The organism is Streptomyces sp. NPDC102258, from assembly GCF_055584685.1.
This window is the reverse complement of record NZ_JBVJLO010000003.1, coordinates 349,000-366,247: the sequence shown is the minus strand read 5'-3', so window position 1 is coordinate 366,247 and position 17,248 is coordinate 349,000. Positions and strand designations below refer to the sequence as shown.

Annotated in this window: 17 protein-coding genes and 2 tRNA genes (1 of these 19 cut by a window edge); 3 read left to right on the top strand and 16 right to left on the bottom strand. The window is 66.1% G+C overall.

Annotation, left to right across the window (positions count from 1 at the left end; genetic code table 11):
• Window positions 1-79: 79 nt before the first annotated feature.
• From ACZ6ZT_RS07270 to ACZ6ZT_RS07215, 12 genes are all read right to left on the bottom strand, one after another.
• Window positions 80-949, bottom strand: coding sequence for a hypothetical protein (locus ACZ6ZT_RS07270; protein WP_469716345.1), 870 nt, complete (start codon window positions 947-949; stop codon window positions 80-82).
• Window positions 950-1,183: 234 nt separating this feature from the next.
• Window positions 1,184-2,722 carry a terminase large subunit domain-containing protein gene (locus ACZ6ZT_RS07265; protein WP_469716344.1) on the bottom strand — a complete coding sequence of 513 codons (1,539 nt, stop codon included), beginning with the start codon at window positions 2,720-2,722 and terminating at the stop codon, window positions 1,184-1,186.
• A complete protein-coding gene (locus ACZ6ZT_RS07260; protein ID WP_469716342.1) occupies window positions 2,722-3,258 on the bottom strand; it encodes a hypothetical protein in 537 nt (178 codons plus the stop codon). Before ACZ6ZT_RS07260 ends, ACZ6ZT_RS07265 begins: the two co-directional genes overlap by 1 nt.
• A 665-nt stretch (window positions 3,259-3,923) precedes the next feature.
• The gene (locus ACZ6ZT_RS07255) at window positions 3,924-4,433 is read right to left on the bottom strand and encodes a hypothetical protein (protein ID WP_469716340.1); all 510 of its coding nucleotides are present in this window, start codon (window positions 4,431-4,433) and stop codon (window positions 3,924-3,926) included.
• Window positions 4,434-4,499: 66 nt separating this feature from the next.
• Window positions 4,500-5,909, bottom strand: a complete 1,410-nt coding sequence (locus tag ACZ6ZT_RS07250) for a ParB N-terminal domain-containing protein (RefSeq protein WP_469716338.1) — start codon at window positions 5,907-5,909, stop codon at window positions 4,500-4,502.
• Entirely contained in the window at window positions 5,902-6,573 is a 672-nt protein-coding gene (locus tag ACZ6ZT_RS07245; protein ID WP_469716336.1) for a ParB/RepB/Spo0J family partition protein, read from the bottom strand. The genes ACZ6ZT_RS07250 and ACZ6ZT_RS07245 overlap by 8 nt, the downstream gene beginning before the upstream one ends.
• Window positions 6,574-6,623: 50 nt before the next feature.
• Entirely contained in the window at window positions 6,624-8,240 is a 1,617-nt protein-coding gene (locus ACZ6ZT_RS07240; protein WP_469716334.1) for a hypothetical protein, read from the bottom strand.
• A 381-nt stretch (window positions 8,241-8,621) separates the two neighbouring features.
• On the bottom strand, window positions 8,622-8,747 hold the full coding sequence (locus tag ACZ6ZT_RS07235; protein ID WP_469716332.1) for a hypothetical protein: 126 nt from the start codon (window positions 8,745-8,747) through the stop codon (window positions 8,622-8,624).
• A 438-nt stretch (window positions 8,748-9,185) separates the two neighbouring features.
• A complete protein-coding gene (locus ACZ6ZT_RS07230; RefSeq protein ID WP_469716329.1) occupies window positions 9,186-9,995 on the bottom strand; it encodes a hypothetical protein in 810 nt (269 codons plus the stop codon).
• Window positions 9,992-10,333, bottom strand: a complete 342-nt coding sequence (locus tag ACZ6ZT_RS07225; protein ID WP_469716328.1) for a hypothetical protein — start codon at window positions 10,331-10,333, stop codon at window positions 9,992-9,994. Before ACZ6ZT_RS07225 ends, ACZ6ZT_RS07230 begins: the two co-directional genes overlap by 4 nt.
• 63 nt (window positions 10,334-10,396) lie before the next feature.
• Window positions 10,397-11,518, bottom strand: coding sequence for a ParB/RepB/Spo0J family partition protein (locus tag ACZ6ZT_RS07220; RefSeq protein WP_469716326.1), 1,122 nt, complete (start codon window positions 11,516-11,518; stop codon window positions 10,397-10,399).
• Window positions 11,519-11,670: 152 nt separating this feature from the next.
• On the bottom strand, window positions 11,671-11,859 hold the full coding sequence (locus ACZ6ZT_RS07215; protein WP_469716325.1) for a hypothetical protein: 189 nt from the start codon (window positions 11,857-11,859) through the stop codon (window positions 11,671-11,673).
• Between the two features lie 418 nt (window positions 11,860-12,277).
• Here ACZ6ZT_RS07215 and ACZ6ZT_RS07210 point away from each other — a divergent pair, with 418 nt between their 5' ends.
• Entirely contained in the window at window positions 12,278-12,715 is a 438-nt protein-coding gene (locus ACZ6ZT_RS07210; protein ID WP_469716324.1) for a hypothetical protein, read from the top strand.
• 9 nt (window positions 12,716-12,724) lie between these two features.
• Window positions 12,725-13,498, top strand: a complete 774-nt coding sequence (locus ACZ6ZT_RS07205) for a hypothetical protein (RefSeq protein WP_469716322.1) — start codon at window positions 12,725-12,727, stop codon at window positions 13,496-13,498.
• Here the strand turns inward: ACZ6ZT_RS07205 and ACZ6ZT_RS07200 are convergent.
• Together ACZ6ZT_RS07200 and ACZ6ZT_RS07195 are read right to left on the bottom strand one after the other, a co-directional pair.
• Complete coding sequence (locus ACZ6ZT_RS07200) at window positions 13,488-14,459, bottom strand: recombinase family protein (RefSeq protein WP_469716321.1); 972 nt, start codon at window positions 14,457-14,459, stop codon at window positions 13,488-13,490. The genes ACZ6ZT_RS07205 and ACZ6ZT_RS07200 overlap by 11 nt on opposite strands.
• A 106-nt stretch (window positions 14,460-14,565) precedes the next feature.
• A complete protein-coding gene (locus ACZ6ZT_RS07195) occupies window positions 14,566-14,763 on the bottom strand; it encodes a helix-turn-helix domain-containing protein (protein ID WP_469716319.1) in 198 nt (65 codons plus the stop codon).
• A gap of 179 nt (window positions 14,764-14,942) precedes the next feature.
• On the opposite strand from ACZ6ZT_RS07195, the gene ACZ6ZT_RS07190 reads away from it, so the two are divergent.
• Window positions 14,943-16,799, top strand: a complete 1,857-nt coding sequence (locus ACZ6ZT_RS07190) for a tyrosine-type recombinase/integrase (RefSeq protein WP_469716318.1) — start codon at window positions 14,943-14,945, stop codon at window positions 16,797-16,799.
• A 169-nt stretch (window positions 16,800-16,968) separates the two neighbouring features.
• On the opposite strand, the gene ACZ6ZT_RS07185 is transcribed toward ACZ6ZT_RS07190, so the two are convergent.
• Window positions 16,969-17,045: transfer RNA gene (locus ACZ6ZT_RS07185), tRNA-Ile, on the bottom strand.
• A gap of 183 nt (window positions 17,046-17,228) precedes the next feature.
• A tRNA-Asn gene (locus tag ACZ6ZT_RS07180) sits at window positions 17,229-17,248 on the bottom strand (it continues 153 nt past the right edge of the window).

The following is a 17,248-nucleotide window of genomic DNA, read 5'->3' as shown; positions in this document are numbered from 1 at the left end:
CGGCCTCCGCCTCGGCACAACGATCGACCGCAACCCGCGTTACGCCTGGCCACAGCGGACATGATCGACCGGACAGCTCCTAGACGTGACTGCTTGTTGCACCGAGTTCCGCCCGTGCCGCGCGAAGAAATGCCACGTGAGCCTCTTCCAGTTCTCGTCGCTTCCTCGCGTATCGGGTTTGAGCCATGAAGGGGCCGCGGAACTGCATCTTGCTGAGGGTGTTCCGCTCCTCGGCACTGAAAGTTTCGTCTGGAAACGCGGAAAGAGCGGCGCGGGCCTCAGCGGCAGCGTCCGCCACGGCGGGGGGCATGATCTCCGGGGTATACCGGTAGTCGTCGATGCCCGGGTTTGGATGCGGGTTCTCGGCTATGGCGGTCTGGAGCTGCGCGCCGGCCGTGAGAAGCCTCCTGGCCTGGTCGCGCATACCGCGCCCGCTTTGCTCGGACATGGTGAAAAGCCGCTGTCGAAGCCGGTTCATCGCTGCATCGCTTTCGTGCATGTTCGCGAAGGAGAGGCTGCAAGCGAGGATGGTGTGGGCGGCGCCATCTACGCTGTCCGGACCCTCCAGCGTGACGATTTGCGCGGCGGCTCGTAGAGCTGACCTGGCCCTGTCGAGCTCTTCTGTACGCACTGCCGCTGCTTCGTCAGTCGTTTCCACCATGAGTTGGTCTCCTGCCTCAGCAATTCGCTGAGCGGCCAGCAGAAACGAGGCGTAGGCATCTCGCTGGATACCGCGACGCCACTGGGCATGGGCGGCAGATGCCTGGGCATTCACTGCATCCAGCGCAGAGTTGTACGTCGCCTGCGCCTGCGCGAACCCGGCACGCCCCCCTTCCTGCGCCGCCTGCACGGCGGCACGGGTCTGCCACCGGCCGGTGATGAGGAGCACGGGGATAGTGGCCAGGGTGACGCCCGCAGCCGCGACTGCACCGATTCCTTGGAGATCCATGGGTCGATCGTCTCCCATCCGGACGCGGCCGGGGAGCCGCTTCGGCAGGCGGATACTCTCTCCCTCCACACGTCGCGCTAGTCCGCGCACTGAAACTCCGACTAGGGCAATCACTGCGGCCGTCGCTTGCATCGCTGCGACGCGTATCTGCATGATCGCGAGGCTACAAGGGGCCGTTTCCCCATGGGGCCGTTTCCGTGTCGCCGTCCACAGGGGTGTGGACGTGTTCAGCGGTTACCGTCGGCCGTCGAAGCGGCGGTCGTCGGTTCCGTTGACGATGACGTCCAGCTGGTCCGGGTCGGCGAGCTCGGTGAGGCCGTGCACTGCGGCGTCCATGCGGTCTGGGCTGTCCATACCTTCGACCCAGGTGACCATCTGGTCCTCAAGCTCGGGGTACTCGCCGACGTGGTGGACGAGTCCCTGTTCGTAGAGCTGGGCGACGGGGGCGGCTCGGAGGCGCTTGCCGACCTTGGCCGTGACCTCCAGGACCATGGGCATCAGGAGGCCCTTGGTGAGCCCGTCGGCGCGGAGCTGCTCCCACGCCTGCCTGAGTACTTGTTTGGCCATGTCGCCGCCGTAGTTGGACTCGACCACGAGGGCGTCAGCTTTAAGTTCCAGGGCAAGACGGCAGGCGGCGAGGCCCCAGTCGTTGGCGCCGAGTGCTCCGGACCGGTCGGCCAGCACGTACAGGTGCCGGTCGAAGTCGCGGCCGAGGCCGATGATGCCGGTCTCGTCGTTCACGGTGGAGTCGCCGCCGGCGGGGTCGACGGCTACGACGATGCGCGCCATGTCGAGTCCGGAGAACTGGACGGCGTTGAGCCGGGCGGCGTCGATCCACGGACGCTTCCAGACTCCTCCCTCGGGCGGGCGAGGCTTCTGCATGTAGAGGGCGCCCCAGACGCGCTCGCCCACGCGCTTTCGCGTCTTGGCGTGGTGGGCGGCATCGAAGCGGGAGGGCCACAGCGGCTCGCCGAGCGGGCGGCCGAGGGGGTCGTCGGGGCTGTCGGCGAGCGCGGGCAGGTCGATGACGTGCCAGGCGTCGCGTTCGGACGCCAGGATCCGGCCGGAGAGGTCGTCTTCGTGCCAGCGGGTTTGGATGACGCAGATCGCGCCGGTGGGCTCGATGCGGGTCTGGAGGACGGAGGTCCACCAGTCCCATGCGCGCTTGCGCATGGTGGGCGAGTCCGCGTCGGCCATGTCCTTGACCGGGTCGTCGACGATGGCGATGTGGGCGCCGCGGCCGGTGAGGCCACCGCCGATGCCGGCGGCGAGTAGGCCGCCCTCGCCGCCGACGATGTCGAAGCGGTTGGCGGCCTGGCTGCCGGGCTTGAGGTGGATGCCGAGGTCTTCGCCCCAGGTGAGGATCGCGTCGCGGATCCAGCGGCCGTGATCGTCGGCGAGGTCGGCGCTGTAGCTCGCGATCATCATGCGGTGGCCGGGGTTTCGCCTGAGGTACCACAGCGGTGCCCACCGGCTGGTTCGACGGCTCTTGCCGTGCCGCGGGGGCATGGTGAGCATGACGCGGTCGAGGCGGCCTTCGGCCATGTCGATGAACGCCTTGTCGATGAGATCGAGGTGGGGTGCCTGCATCTCTCGGCCGTCGGTCAGGACGGCGGCCAATGCGCCCGGGGAGCGGTCCATGGCGAGACGTTTCTCCACGACGACGAGCTGGGCGCGGAGTTCGGGCGAAGCTTGGGCGGCGATGGCGCGACGCTGCTCGGTGGGCAGTGTGCCGTACTGCGCGAGAACGGCCTCGCGGTCTCGGCTACTCATCAGCTATCGGCCTGGTCGGTGAGGTCGATCAGCGCGGCGAGTTCGTCTGTCGTGGCTGTCGCAACCTGGACGGGCCCGCCTTCCGGGCCGGCGAGTTCGGTCCTGGTGGGCATGTCGAGCCCGAGCAGCCGTGCGCGCCGCTCCATGACGCGCAGAGCACGGTCAATGGCGGTGAGGTCCTGGTCGCGGACGACCTTCCGGTAGGCGACGAGGAACAGCCGGTCGAGACGGTCAGCCTCCAGGGCGCGCATCTCATCGGCGTCGTGGTTCAGTTCGGTGCGGCGGTCGTCGAGGGCCTTGCGGACGTCTCGGCAGGCGGCGTGAATCAGCGCCTGCTCGTCGGGGGGCTCCTGGCCCTTGCGGTACCGCTCGATCCCGTAGCCCTGGGGGTATGCGACCCCGTCGGCGTTCACGGCCGGGTCAGCTGCCAGCTTTCTGGCGATGGACAGCCAGTCGACGCCTGCGAGGCGTAGGTCGATGGCGTCCGAGCGGCGGCGCGCGATGGCCGCACGCGCGGCTTTATCAGGGCGTCCCACCGCGGGGCTCCTCCACAGCTAGGTGCGCCCCCACGCCCACCGCCATGATCGCACTTCGTGCGGCCGTCCAGACGCCGGTCAGTTGGTTCCTGAGCGAAAGCCGGGACGACGCGGGTAGGCGGCTGCTAGCTTCGTGCGTGGAGATTCGTGTTGGCCGGGCAGTGCCTGCGTCAGCCAGTCGCAATCCGTGTGGGCGGCGCATTCCGACGAAATGCCTGTTCAAACGGTGAGTGACCCGTGATGAGCATAGCGGCTCCGTTCCAACGCTCCCCGTGGCCACAGTTGGTTACGCAGCAGAGCAGTAACGGTTTCAGCGTCGGATGGAACTCGGTCGATCACCCATGTGGTCGTCCGGGTGCATCGGCGTATTCGAGTGCTCGGCACGGCCCCGTTTTGAGGAGAGCCGATGTCGGCGGATTCAGCTAAGACCATGGTCCTGCAATGGAGCGAGGTCGTTTCCCTTTGCCTGGTCCTTCTCGTATCGATCGTGGGTCAGTGCGGGTCACTGATTGACGCGGCTCGGGACGTGGCTGATAGGTGGCGAGGGGACCGGACGCCTGACGGTGACGGTGACCAAGACGAATCCGGGCGCGAACCGGATCACTGAGCCTGCGGCTCCAGCCAGCGCCGACCTGATATCCACTCGGCCGGCGCTGACCGCCCATCTACATCAGCGTCATCTGTCCGGGGACGCTGCCGGTTCCGAGGCCGCGTGGGCGCTCGCCTGGGATCGTCACGACGCCGGCGGCGCGCAGGTGGTGGGCGAACTGCCAGTTCCGGCAGGTGGCGTACTGCCTGTTGCCGGCGTTGGGGTCGTCGGGCGGGATGTGCTTGTCGGTGAACGGGAGCGGCCTGGCGTCCGTGAGGGTGACCTTGAGGTCCTTGACCTGGATCTCGACGTGATAGCCGGGGGCGCGCTCGAAGGCGAGGTGCGGGTTGTCCTCCCATCGGTAGGGGCTGGTGGTGACGCCGCACAGGTAGTAGGCGATGGCGTACCGGTTTGCGTCGAGGGTGACGGTAAGGTCCTGCGGGCTGTCCTGTTGCACATCCCGGCTGTAGGGGCCGTGCAGGGAGCGGGCGCAGTGCTGGGTGAGGTCGATACCCGTGACGTACTTGAGCCACAGGTAGTGATACAGCCTCTGCCCGCGCTCAATTCGAATTGTCGGCGGCTTCACCGAATTTCCCCCTCAGAAATGAAACATTCACCCTCTAATTATATAGGAATTGGAGGGAATTCCGATTTATGCATTTTGGCGCTCACACATGTCAAGCAAGGTCTGCACGAGCGGCTTGTGCCGGTTGTGCCTGTATCCCTGCGGGTACTCCATGTTGAACTCGACTTCGAGAGACTCGCGACGGACGACGGGAGCAATGGGGAGCGGCCGGCGACAGCGTGCGTAGATGTTCCCGCCGTTGGGGTTACCCAGGATCTCCACGTCCGCGAAGTACCGAGACAGCAGAGCGCGCAGTGTCTCTGGGGTGTGGAATTTCTGCATGGTCCACACTCCGCTGCGGAACGTCGCAGCAAAGCCGTTCTCGTCCAGGAACTCAAGGGCCCGCCGGTAGTTCCCGTTGTTCCGGTGCTTGCGGCCGGCGAGCTTGCGTTCGACGGATCCGAGGGAGCGGGTGCCGGTGTAGAAGGTGCCCGATGCGTCGAGCAGCGAGTTGCAGGTGGCGATGACGTGCCCTTCGAACTCCAGCGAGGTGACAGAGTTCAGGACGCTGTCGAGGACGACGACGTCGTAGAGCCCGTGGGCCTGGACGTCTCGCTGAAGGTCCCGGATGTGGGACACGGTCGCCGCGATGTCGAGCGCGTTCTTCTTTCCGGAGGCTTTCACGTGGGGCTCGTACCAGTGGGCGGCGTATCCCTGCTCCTTGAGGCGCCTGATGTACGCCGCCTCGCCGGCCCCGAAGTCGACGATGCGCTGTCCCCCCTTGATCTCGGGCAGCACGTAGCGTTCGTAGGTGGTGGACTTGTGGGAGTCCCCTTCATCACCGCCGAGGCGGTGCATTTGGCACCAGTGCTGGTTGTACGCCTTGATGCCGAGCTGGGTGTAGTCGTAGACGCCGTAGTCGCCCTCCAGCCATTCGATGAGTTCGTCGGCCTCCTGCACCGATACGCGGTAGCACAGCACCGGGTATTTCAGGTCATGGCCCACGACGGCGTAGTCGTTGTTGAGGATGACGCGGCCGGCGGAGTCGGCGACGATCGAACCCCAAGGCCCGTATCGCGTGACGAGGCGGCGGATCTCCTCCTGGATGGCCGGGTTGCCGCGCCCCACGACGGCGATGTCCTGGGGCTCGATCCACTCCCACCCGTGAACGTCGTCAGCTGCGGCCGGGGCGCGGACCCGAGAGCCGTCGGTTTCCACAGAGTTGTGCAGGAGGTTGAACTGGACCTCGTCGTGAGTGGTCACGTGCTTGCCCAGCAGCAGGGCAGGCACGGTCTGTTCTCCGTTGGCCTTGAGGCTCTTGGTTCGCTGGTGGCCGGCGATGAGAATGCCGTTGCCGTTGACGATGACCGGCTTGACGCAGCCGAACAGGGCCAGGCTCTGCTTGAGTCGCTCGAAGGCGTTCTGGGACAGGCGCCGCGGGTTGTAGGGGGCGGGCTTGAGTCCGGCCAGGGGGAAGTCGGCGACGAACTCAGGCATCAGCGGCCTCCGGGTCGTCGTCGGCGGCGGCGCCGCTGTCGAGGAGGTAGTGGCCGAAGCCGGAGTCGGTGCCGCGTCGCTCGTAGTACGCGGTGTGGGTCGTGTTGAGGCGTTCGACCTCGTCCGCGGTGATCTGGACGCGGGTGGTGCCCCACTGGATGAAGCCCCACTGGAGGTGCTCGTCCTTGATCTTGTCCCCTTCGCTGGCGATGGTCTCGGCGGGAAGGACTGCGGGCAGGGAGTGGTCGAGGAGTTCGTCGAGGGCCGTCTGGTCGTAGCCCGTGCCCTGGAGGTCCGGGAGTTCCTCGAGGATCTCCGCGAGCAGGGTCGAGTCGTAGCCGGCGAGGTCCGAGGTTCGGTTGTCGACGACGACGATGCGCGTGGCGGCTTCGTCGTCGACGTCGACCCATGTGGCCGCGATGGTCTCCCACCCGAGTTCGACGGCGGCCTGGAAGGTGTGGTTGCCGGCGAGGATCTCGCTGGGGCGCCCGGTGCGGGTGCCCCGGTTGACGACGATGGCCTTGTACTGGCCGTTGACCGTCAGCGATTCGCGGATGGAGGCGACGTCGCCGTTCCGGGGGTTGCGGTGGAACGGCGTGAGGTCGGTGACGGGCACCGCGAGGGGGAGCAGGTCGTCGGGGATGTTGGGGGGCGTGGTGTTCACGGACGTCCCTTGTGTAGGCCGTTCCCCGCGCCCTACCAGGGCAGCCTAGTTCAAGATGCCTCTAGCTTGAGGTATCGATCGAACAGCAGAGCACCGGTCCCAGCTGTTGTGAGCACATCGATCGAGCCGAACCGTGATACGGCTTCAAGGAACTTGTCAGTCAGGGAGAAGTCCCCACTTCTCATTGCCTCATCCATGAGACAGTCACCGAACGTGAGGCAGACCGGCTCTACCGGCCAGGTCTCAACATCCGTATCAACCGCACGACTGGTTACTGATGCGGCAAACTGGAGCAGTCGCGCAAGAGCATAGTGTTCCAACACGGAAAGGCTCGCAGAGAACCAGCCATCACGTCTCGATGGACGGCGACAAATTGCTGCGAGCAGTCCCGCCGCCAGCTCACTCCAGCCCATGCGGATCAGACCCAGCACGATGTCCGGCCATGAGCCGTCAATCCACACGGTGGTTTCCGCGAGGGTCCGGACTGTGTGAAGACTGAAGGGGAACTGCCCCTCAGGTCCAACCGATGCCAGCAGGGAGATCACTCTCCTCGCATCGGGGAGTTCATCTCGAACCGCATAATCCAACACCGAATCCGCCAGCACGACGTTACCCGAGTCGACTCCAATCGGAATATCTCGCCACTGCGCACAAATATGCTTGATGTTGTTGGCGTTGACTCGGGGAGAGATAGAGTCTGACACTCGCTGCGCAAGGCTGGGGTTCACTCCAGCCACAAAAACACCGAAGGAAACCACCTCATCTAGGGTGCGGAACCTGGAGACATCAGAAGCAAACTGCCTACCCGCGGGATGATCGATGTCAGTCAGCCAGCGAAACAGCTCCATCACGTCTGCCAGCGGGCGGGCCCAGGCAGCTTCCGTCAAATCCCTGCTGGCCTCGACGGCTAGGCCAGCATCCAGCATGGAAGAGACTTGCAGGATGAAGTCACCGATTGGAATCTCTTGAGCAGCCGGCTGCCGGGTGGCAAGCTCTTCTTCCAGGCTCAGGACGTCTGTCCTTAGCCCATCACAGCGAGACTCGGCCTCTCGGTGCAGCCGCCGAGCCGCCTCCAACTGCGCTTTCAGCTCCGCAATTTCCTCCATTAGAAGCCGTGCAGTAGCCGCGAATCCCTCCTGCTGATTCCGGGCATTATCCAGCTCCTGCGCCACGACTCGTTGCTGATCCGCCCAGTCCAGCTGGAGCTGACTGAGGTCGACCTCCAAGTCCCGAACTTCTCGTTCCTTTTCATCAAGTAGACGATGGAGCCCGTCTACCTGCCGCAGAGCACGCGCGCACTCCCTCTTAGAAAGCGCAAGATCGCCGCGAAGCGACTCCAGCTCGTACTCGGCGGGGTCAACGGCTTGAAGGGCAGAGAGGCGCTGCCTGCGCATGACGTCCTTGGCGTGCTCCTGCACTGACGCGCCTGCCGTTTCCTCCACCTCATGGATCAGGCGGTCAATGAACTCCTGCGTCGCAAGCCGCTTTCCGCTCAGGTAGCGCGACACGACGGACTTGTCCAGGTGAACACGGCGGGCATAGGCCGCTTGGGATACACCAAGCCTGTTGAACATCTCCGTCAACACGTTGCCCAGGGCTGCAACTTCAGGGTGCACGCCACGAGCAACCTGCCCGGAGGTGCCCTGCGTAGGCGCTACTTCTCCCATGGCCCCGCCACCTCCCACCGTTGACTCACTGCTGGCAACGCGTTGCCGCTTCCGCAACCTAGCCGCTCACTCCGACAGTCAGGACGACTTGCAGGAGATTCGACTGGAGGCACACCTCAATGCCAAGTAGCTGGTCAGCATTGATCGCACCAGCACGCTGGGCGCAACGGGCGCTCATCGTCGTCGCCACCCTGGTCCCCCTCACGGTTGTGACGATCGCATTCGTTCCGGCTCTACTCCTTCTACCGTTCCTGCCATCAGGCCACCCGAAGACGCAGCTGATGGTCCAGCAGCTGACGGCGTGGACAAGGACCCTACTGGTGGCAAGCCGGGAGCGGTAACCGCGAACGGGGCCGACTCCAGAAGGAGCCGGCCCCCACTTCAGCGATTGTTGCAGCGGCAGATCCCGGAAGGCAGGCACCAGGAGTCGCAGGCCTTGCACCAGACGGCGCCCGATACGGGCGGCGTGTGGTCAGTCGTGCTGGCAAGCTGCTGCTGGTCGTTCATGACGCTCGCTTCCTTGGTCGGCTGCTGATGGCTTCATCGAGGGCGGCCAGGTTTCGCGGCCCTTCCGGATCGGGCTTCGGGTGCCTGAGCCTCGCGGGGAGCCGGTCCCGTTCGGCGAGAAGGCGAAGGTAAAGGGGGTAGTCCGCAGGGTGGCCGCGAAAGTCCGGATCGACGGGACCGTCGTTCACGTGACGCTCCTTGTACGCGGAATCCGCCCGGTTGGGGGCGGATTCACCACGGTCGTGAGGTGGCGGAGGGCAGCTTTCCGGTCTCGCTTCGGAGCGAGGCCGGTGCCTGGCGGGCAGGGCGCGGGGGGTTGGCCACCCGCCAGGCACCGAGGAGTTGCCGCATGCCACGGCGTCGCTGGCCGACGTCCTCGTACCGCCGACCAGCAAGTAGACACTAACACTTCTCAGTGTTGGTATCTATCTTTCGATGTCAGAAAAGGCCTTCCTGAGATGCCTTCTGCTCCGCCCTCGCCACCTCCCCAATCCGGCGCCCGGGCGGCGCGGGCGACTGCGGGCGCACTGGGATCACGGTCACGACGGTGCGGACGCCTCTGAACCAGTGATCCGGAAGCGGCTGGATGGTGCCGTGAGCCTCGCGCACCCGGCTGCGGAAGTCCGCAGCCAGCGCGTTGGTCCGGAAGGTCAGGCCGGCGAACATGATCGCTACGAGCAGTCCCTCGGGGCGGACCCACCTCAGCGCGCGTTGCACATGGTGGATATCGACCTGCTTGGCGAACGGCGGGTTCATGACCACCCGGTCGTAGCGCGCGGACACCGGCAGGGTGAGGAAGTCCGCGACGGTCACCTCCCTGGCATAGCCCCGGCTTCGGATCGCCTCCGCGCGGCCGGGGTCAAGCTCGACGCAGTCGACTACCCCGCCACGGTCAGCGATCCGTTCGGCCATGGCGCCCGTACCGGCCGACGGTTCGAGGACCTCCTGCCCTGCCTGGATGTCGGCAAGGTCCAGGATCTCGTCCACGAGCGCCGGCGGCGTGGGGCAGTAGCCGCGCTCCGCGTCGGTTGTCACCTCCCCTTCGGCAAGCAGGCCGGCGACGGCGTCGGCCGCATTGACGGGAAAGAAGTGACCGCACTTCCATCGGTTCCACTTCCCGCCGACCGCCGCGAGGGCGAGGTTCACACGCTGGTAGAGGCTGTCCTCGAGCTGGCTGCCCAGGTACAGGGCCGGTCCGGCGCAGCGGGCGTTTCGGATGGCGTCGAGCACGTCGGTGTCGATCTTCACGACCTGCCCTCGATCCCACGCTCACCGTCGACGGCGGCACGCGTCTGGATCAGCTCGGCTTCGAGTTCGACGAGACGGGCCGTGACCATGAGCGCGAACCGGACGGAGACGGACCCCCCTGCCGCGCGCAGGAGTTCGGCCGTGGCGGCGCGGGTGAGGTCGTCCGCCTTCTGAGCGGCTTCGTCCCCCTGACCGGCGCGCGCATAGTTGAGGACTCGGGCCGCGCGCGCGACGAGCTCCTGGGCGGCCGGGTCGTACTCCTGGAGGGCATTGCCGACCGCTGCCGTGGAGAACAGAGGCAGGTTGACGTTGCGCATCCTGTGAATGTCGTTGATCACTGCGGGCTCCTTGGGGAAGGGCGGGTGGGCGGCCGTCGAGGCCGCCCACCCTGGACTGGTTGATCAGGCGGCGGTCTCGGTCGGCTCCGCGTCGCCGATCGCCGTCTCCGTCCCCGTCTCCACCTCGCCGACGGCGTCGGCCTCCGGCTCCTGCTCGGCGTCGGATCCCGCGTCGGCGTCGCCGTCCGATCCGACGGCGGCCGCGATCAGGGCCTCCGCCTCGGCGGCGAGGTCCGGGGCCTCCGCCTCGGCGCTGACGATGATCGTGCTGGCGGTCGCGTGGGCGACGGCCTGGCGGACCTGGAAGCGCGCCTTCTCCAGACGCTTCGCGGCCCGGTCCAGCTGCTCCAGGCGCTGCCCGGCCTCCCCGGCCAGGAGCTTGGCCAGGTGCTGGGCATCGGTCTTCGAGATGTCCTCCAGCAGACCGCACAGGCGCTCGATCTCGTCGAGCGCCGTCTTGGCCTTGGTCGTCTCCTTCGTGCGCGCGGCCCTCTCCTCGGGGGTCATCTCCTCGACCTCGACCATGGAGTCCTGGGTCGCCGCCTTCTCCTGCTTGCGCATGGCGTAGGCGATGTGGACGAGCTGGTTGTCGGTCATCTCACCCTTCTTCCACTTCTCGAAGATGCCCTTCTGGTTGTCCTTGGTCAGCGCGGCGATCTGGACGGCGGCCTGGGTGCCGATGTGGCCCAGGTTGACGGCGGCGGCAACTTCGGACCTCAGGCCGAGGAGGGCGAGACGAGCGTTGATGTACTGGACCGTCTTCGAGACCTTCTTGGCGACGATCTGGACCGCGTCCTTGGGGTCTACGTCCGGGCCCTGCATGTCGAGGAGCTTGTTGAAGCCCTTGGCCTCTTCGAGCGGCAGCATGTCGGCCCGGTTGATGTTCTCGACCATGGCCTTCTCGAAGGCGGCCGCGTCGCCGATGGCCTCGCCGTCGTTGCCGGTGATGATCATGGCGGGGATGGTGATCTTGCCCGCGATCTCGTGGGCCCGGAATCGGCGCTCACCGGCGACGATCTCGTAGCCGCCGGCCTCGCGCTTGCGGACGACGATCGGCTGGAGGAGGCCGTGCTCATTGATCGAGTCGGCCAGCTCCTTGAGCTCGACCTCGTCGAAGTGCTCGCGGGGCTGGCCCTCGTTGCGGTGGATCTGAGCGAGCTTCAGGCTGGCGGTCTTGGTACCCATCCGATTCTCCAAGAGGTCGTTCGGAGTGAGGTTTCTTCCCCGCCCCTTCTGTTTCTATTCTATATGCATTTTTGAGGTGGGTCCACATACGCCTGGAAGTTTCAGCACGTCAAAAGGCCCGGCGCTACCAGAAGGTCACGCCGGGCTCCGCACTACTCCACTCTCCAACTCGCGCCGAGGTCGACGTTGGGCGGCTCCGGCGGCCGGCGGGGAACCGCCGAGGGGGCAACGATCGCAAGGGCGGCCAGCAGGTCATGCGCCGCGTCGCCGCCGAGGTCCACGAACGCCTCGTTGCGCGACTCCCCCAGTCGCGCGAGCACCCTCTCCAGTTGGACCGCCACGCCGCACCCCTCTGTGTCGCATGTTCGCCTCCCCCTCTTTCCATGGCGGGACATAGATCCCGACACACCTATGTACGCGGCACACCTCGAAGTACATCAGTGCGCGAGCACCGCCGCAGCCCAGAGCTGCGGGCACGTCCGCAGCTCTAGCATCATGATCCAACGGATCGAAAACGATCCTGCTTCGGAGAGTGACCTATTGTCAATGAACATAGACAATAGGCCGGAAGACCTGGCTCCAATTGACCCTGGCGTGGCGGGAATCAGCCACGCCCCTGCCCCTACCCGCACTGCGGCCGCTCGGGCGGCCCGCCACGAAGGACCTCTGCCTATGGCCTCCGGCCCCGACGCCACACTGGCTAGCAAGCTGGCATTACTGCTACGCCGGATAGTCGACCGAACCGGCCAGAGACCCAGCGTGCGAACCCTGGAGAAGGCCACCTCAGCAACCACAGGCGGCAAGCCGGCGATGACCTATCAAGTCATCAACGACCTCCTGAATGACGAGAAGCGCGACCCGAAGACATCGCAGCTCCTCGGACTCGCACGTGCATTCGATGCTCCGGTAGCTTTCTTCCTTCCCGGGTACAACGGCCTGACCTCCTTGGAGGTCTACGAAGCGCAAGCGGACGCCCGGGAGGCACTCCGGCTCATCCACGACCTGGGGGAAGAGGGAGCCGCGGAGCTGCTGGAGGCCGCGCTCGCGATCCGAAGACGACACGGCAAGACCGACACCAACATCCCGGAGGTGCCGGAGCTGCCGCCCATGGTGGAGCCGCCGCGACCCGGCCGGCGTCGCCGTCTGTCGTTTACCGAGGCTGCCGAACGGGCCGTCTCCGATTTGGAAGGACTCTGAAGGACCATCATGGATGGCATCGTCTTTGGCATATGCACTCTGGTCGGGATTGTGGGAACGTGGTACTCCGCCCGAGATGCGTGGCGACTACGCGACCGGAGCGAGTACCGAATCGCACGCGCCGCACGCGCCGTCGCCTTCGGTGTCTGCACGGTCGGCGTCCTCTTGGCCGTGCCGGCGGTGGAGGGGATGCTTGAGGATCTGTCCGGCATGAACAACTCCGCCAAGCTCGGGGCGCATATTTGCGCCGTGTTGTGGTGCGGGAGCCTCCAGCTGATGCTGGTGGACTGGTCGTACAACCAAGAGGTGCTCAAGGCCAGCCTCTACGCGCGGATTGCCCTGGGGATCGTTGTGCTGGCCGCGATGCTGCCGTTGTTCATCGCGACCACCGGATCCGCGATGGAGTTCACCACCGCCTTCGCGACGGAACCTGGCGTGACCGTCTACCTCCTGGTCTACCTCGCCTATGTCGCCATCACGTGCGGCGAGATCGCCTTCCTGTGTTCCGGCATGGCCCTGTCTGCGTCTCGACGCAGCCACACCTGGACGGCGCGAGGTCTCGCCACCTCGGCGGCCGCGGCGGCCCTCGGCGTCGCCTACGCGATCAGCAAGGGCTCGTACCTGGTGCTGCATTACCTCCGCCACCCCTGGCCCCTCCGGTACGAGGAGATCATCTCCCCCCTGCTGGCCGGCCTGGCAACCGTGGCTCTGATCACAGGCCTCACGATGGCTATGGTCGGCAGACGACTCACTCAGCGGAAGGTCGATCAGGTCACGACGTGACAGCTCGGCCCTTCCGCCAGTCCAGCACCACGCGGCCGGGCTCGATCGTTCGCACACCCTTCGCGCTGGCCGGGAACACCCGCACGCCCTCCAAGAGCAGCAAGGTGATGGCCTGCTTGGAGGCGTGCGGGGCCGTGTTCCACCACTGCACGAGGTCCCGGGCGTCACCCAGCTTGAAACGCACCATCTGCTCCGCGAACCGGAGGCGAGTTCGGTTGACCTTAAGCTCGTCGGTCGCAGCGTTCTGGGCGGCAAGGAAGGCGTCACGGCCAATCTGTCGACGGCCGTACAGCTCGCCTATCTCGCGCCCCCGTTCCTCCAGCTCGACGATCGTGTTCTTGAGGTCCTCGACCTGCACCCGCGCGGCCTCCTGCGCGGCCTCGATGCTCGCTCGCACGTCCGGCTTCATCAGTTCGGCCACGAGGTATTCGGCGACGTAGGTCTCCAGGAGCTCCGCGTTCACACGGACCTCCCCACATCCGCCCACGCCCTGCTTGTCCTTCGGGCGGCAGCGGTACCCAGGGCTCCCCGTGTTGTTGCGAGCTCCGGTCAGACGCTGCTTGCACTTGCCACACGAAGCGATGCCCCCTACGTCTCCCGCGAGGAGATAGGAGTAGGGGGCGTCAGGCGTTGCCCTCTTCCGTTTGGCGTGGCGGTCTTCTAGGGCTTTGAACTCTTCAGGGGTGATGACCCCGGGATGGCCGGCGTCGACCAGCTCGCCGTTCTCGTCGCGCCTCAGCCCGGCAATGGCGGGGTTCTTGAGGAGACGACCGACGCTCGCATCCTTCCACTCCCCCCCTAGGGTCCCCCGGTAGCCCTGCGAGTTGGCCCACACGGCGATATCTCCGTCGGACTGTGGAGGATCGAGAAGAGCGCGGCTGGCCATCTCTCGCAGCGGCCCGACCTCGTCTTCGCGGAGGCGGCGCCGCGAGTTGTCCTCGAATCCGTAGAGCCGTGGCATGCGGTTCCGTCCGATCTCTTTCGTTCTCCCCCGTGGCGGGCCGATCCTAGGACACGGTCCGTACCAATGGCACGTTCCGCCTCAAGATCGACGACCGCTGCCGCAGCTAGCGGCCCGGCGGTTCAACACCCAGCTCACGCCACAAGGCGGCAGCTGGCACTCGCGTCGTACCACCGAGCGGCAGCGTCTTCACGGGGAAGTCGCCTGACCTGATCAAGGCATACGCCTTGTGCACACCGATACCCAGCGCCCGAGCCGCCGTCGACACGTTCACCGTCGGCGGAAGCGCCAGCAGCTCCTTCATGGTCATCCCCGCAGACGCGGACCCGGTTGCCGAACTCTCTTTCACTGTCATCTCGCCGTCGCGTTCTCCCCCGCGCCAACGTAGACATAAGAATACTCCAACACTCCAGTGTTGGGGCAATATATCTCACAGGTCGGCAACGATCAGCACACGAGCCACATCAGCAGGGGGAGAGCTACATGACCGAAATCAGCTATTCCAGGAGGTGCGCGTGCAAGGTTCCGGTCCTCGACGCGGCCGGCGCGCCGGTACTCCTGAGCGACGGCACGCCGAAGATGAAGGAGGTCGGAGCCACCTGCCCCAAGCTCAAGCAGAAGGGCCACTCCACCTGGTACTTCTACTTTGAGCTGGAGCCCGGCGAGAACGGCAAGCGCCGGCGACTCCGCCGCGGCGGGTTCAAGACTCAGGACGACGCCAAGGTAGAGGCCAAGAAGGAGCTGAAGAAGGCCGAGGGCGGAACAGACGTCCTGAGCTCGGCCACCGTGGGAGAGGACCTCACCGCCTGGGTGGAGCGGAAAGGAAGCCTCGCCCGCACCACCTCACATGGCTACGAGGCGCACATCCGGCTCTACCTGATGCCCCACCTCGGGCATATCAAGCGCAAGGATCTCCACGCCCGGCACGTCGAAGCGATGTACGCCGCCATCAAGAAGGAGAACGCCGAACGCCTCCTCCACCACGGCAGAGTCGTAGAGCTCACCAAGGCGCGCGACGCCGCAAAGGCAGCCTGGATACGCGCCTCCGGAAAGGGTGAGGAGCGCCGCCGAGCTCGCACGGCCTACCTCGACGCCAACGATGCCCTGCGGAAGGGACGGCGGGGCCTGCGGCAGATCACCGGGCCCGCGACGCTCCACCGCATCAACGCCACCCTGAGCTCGTTCCTCAACAGCGGGATCAAGCGGCTCGAATACCAGACCAACTGGGCATCACTCATCGAGCTGCCCACCGTCAAGCGGCCGAAGCCGCTGGTGTGGACCCCCGAGCGCGTCGAGCACTGGCGACGCACAGGCGAGAAGCCTGGCCCGGTGATGGTCTGGACTCCCGAGCAAGCCGGTAGCTTCCTGGACTTCGTGGCGGACGACCGCCTGTACGCCCTGTGGGACACGTTCACCTTCCTCGGCCCGCGCCGCGGCGAGATGGCTGCCCTGCCCCCGGAGGAGGTGAGCCTGACCGATCTGTGGATGCGAATCTCGGCACAGCTCGTCGAGGTCGCATACCGCGTCTACGGCGAAGAACCGAAGGCCGACAGCGTCCGCACCATGAGCATCAGCGCCCACTCCGGGCGCGTCCTTGCCACGCACCTCGCCAATCAGGAGCGCGAGCGCGCCGAGTGGGAAGGCGAAGAGGCGTGGGTCGAGTCGGGTCGCTTCTTCACCATGGAAAACGGCGCCGAGCTCCACCCCGACTGGATCAGCCGCAGGTTCAAGCGGCTGGTCGAGTTGTCCGGCCTACCTCCGGTCCGCCTGCACGACCTGCGCCACCTCTCGGCCAGCCTCGCCCTGCTCGCCAACAACGACATCAAGGTGGTCCAGGAACGCCTCGGCCACAGCTCGCGACAGATCACGTCGGACACCTATACCAGCGTCCTGCCTGAACTGTTCCGGGCCGAAGCTGAGTCGACGGTCGCAGTCGTGCCTCGCGGCGGCGAGCTCACCTACACGGTCAAGAAGGCCCTCGCGATCCCGGACAGCGCCTTCGCCCAGGACGTGGCGGTGCTGTTCGCCCACGCTGCCAGCCAGGGCCAGGGGGCGCTGTGGGCGATCGGCGTTCAAGCTGCTGCCGGCGGTGAAGTCTTGGGGCAGATTCATGCGGAGGTCCAAGCGGCTGAGCGCGCGGCGGAGACGGCCGAGGCGTGGCTCCGGACCCATTGCGCAGAGCAGGGGTACGAGGTCATCCGGACCGAGAGCCTCGCGGACCAGATCCCGGACGACCAGAAGAAGACCATGACGCTGGTTCGCCTTGTGATCGACCGCACTGCGGTGAGCGGCCGCGACGAGCCGGTACGCCGCTTCCTGACGAGCACCCGACCAGCTTGAGTGGACGCCGGGTGACGTCTGTCCCCGTGTAACCGCCCCTGCGTCCCCGCTGTGTCCCCGCAGCGACTTTGGAACGCGAAAGGCGGCCCCGAGGGGCCGCCAGGATCACCGAAGTGACCCACGCTGCCAGCAAAGATGCTGGTCAGATCGTTTCTGCACACCCGGTGTGTGGTGGGGCGGGTGGGACTCGAACCCACGGCCGACGGATTATGAGTCCGCTGCTCTAACCGGCTGAGCTACCGCCCCTTTACGGCGTGGCGCGTACATGTGTGCGCGCCGTCTGCCGCAGCATAGCCGCTCATACGATCTCCTGCCTCGGATGCCCCGCATGATCGGCTTCGCCTGTTCAGAGAGACCGCGCCGAAGGCTGCCCGGTTCCCGGATCAGGGCAAAAAGAAAGAGGACCCGCCCGGGCCCTCTTCTTTCCTGCTCCCCCGACTGGACTCGAA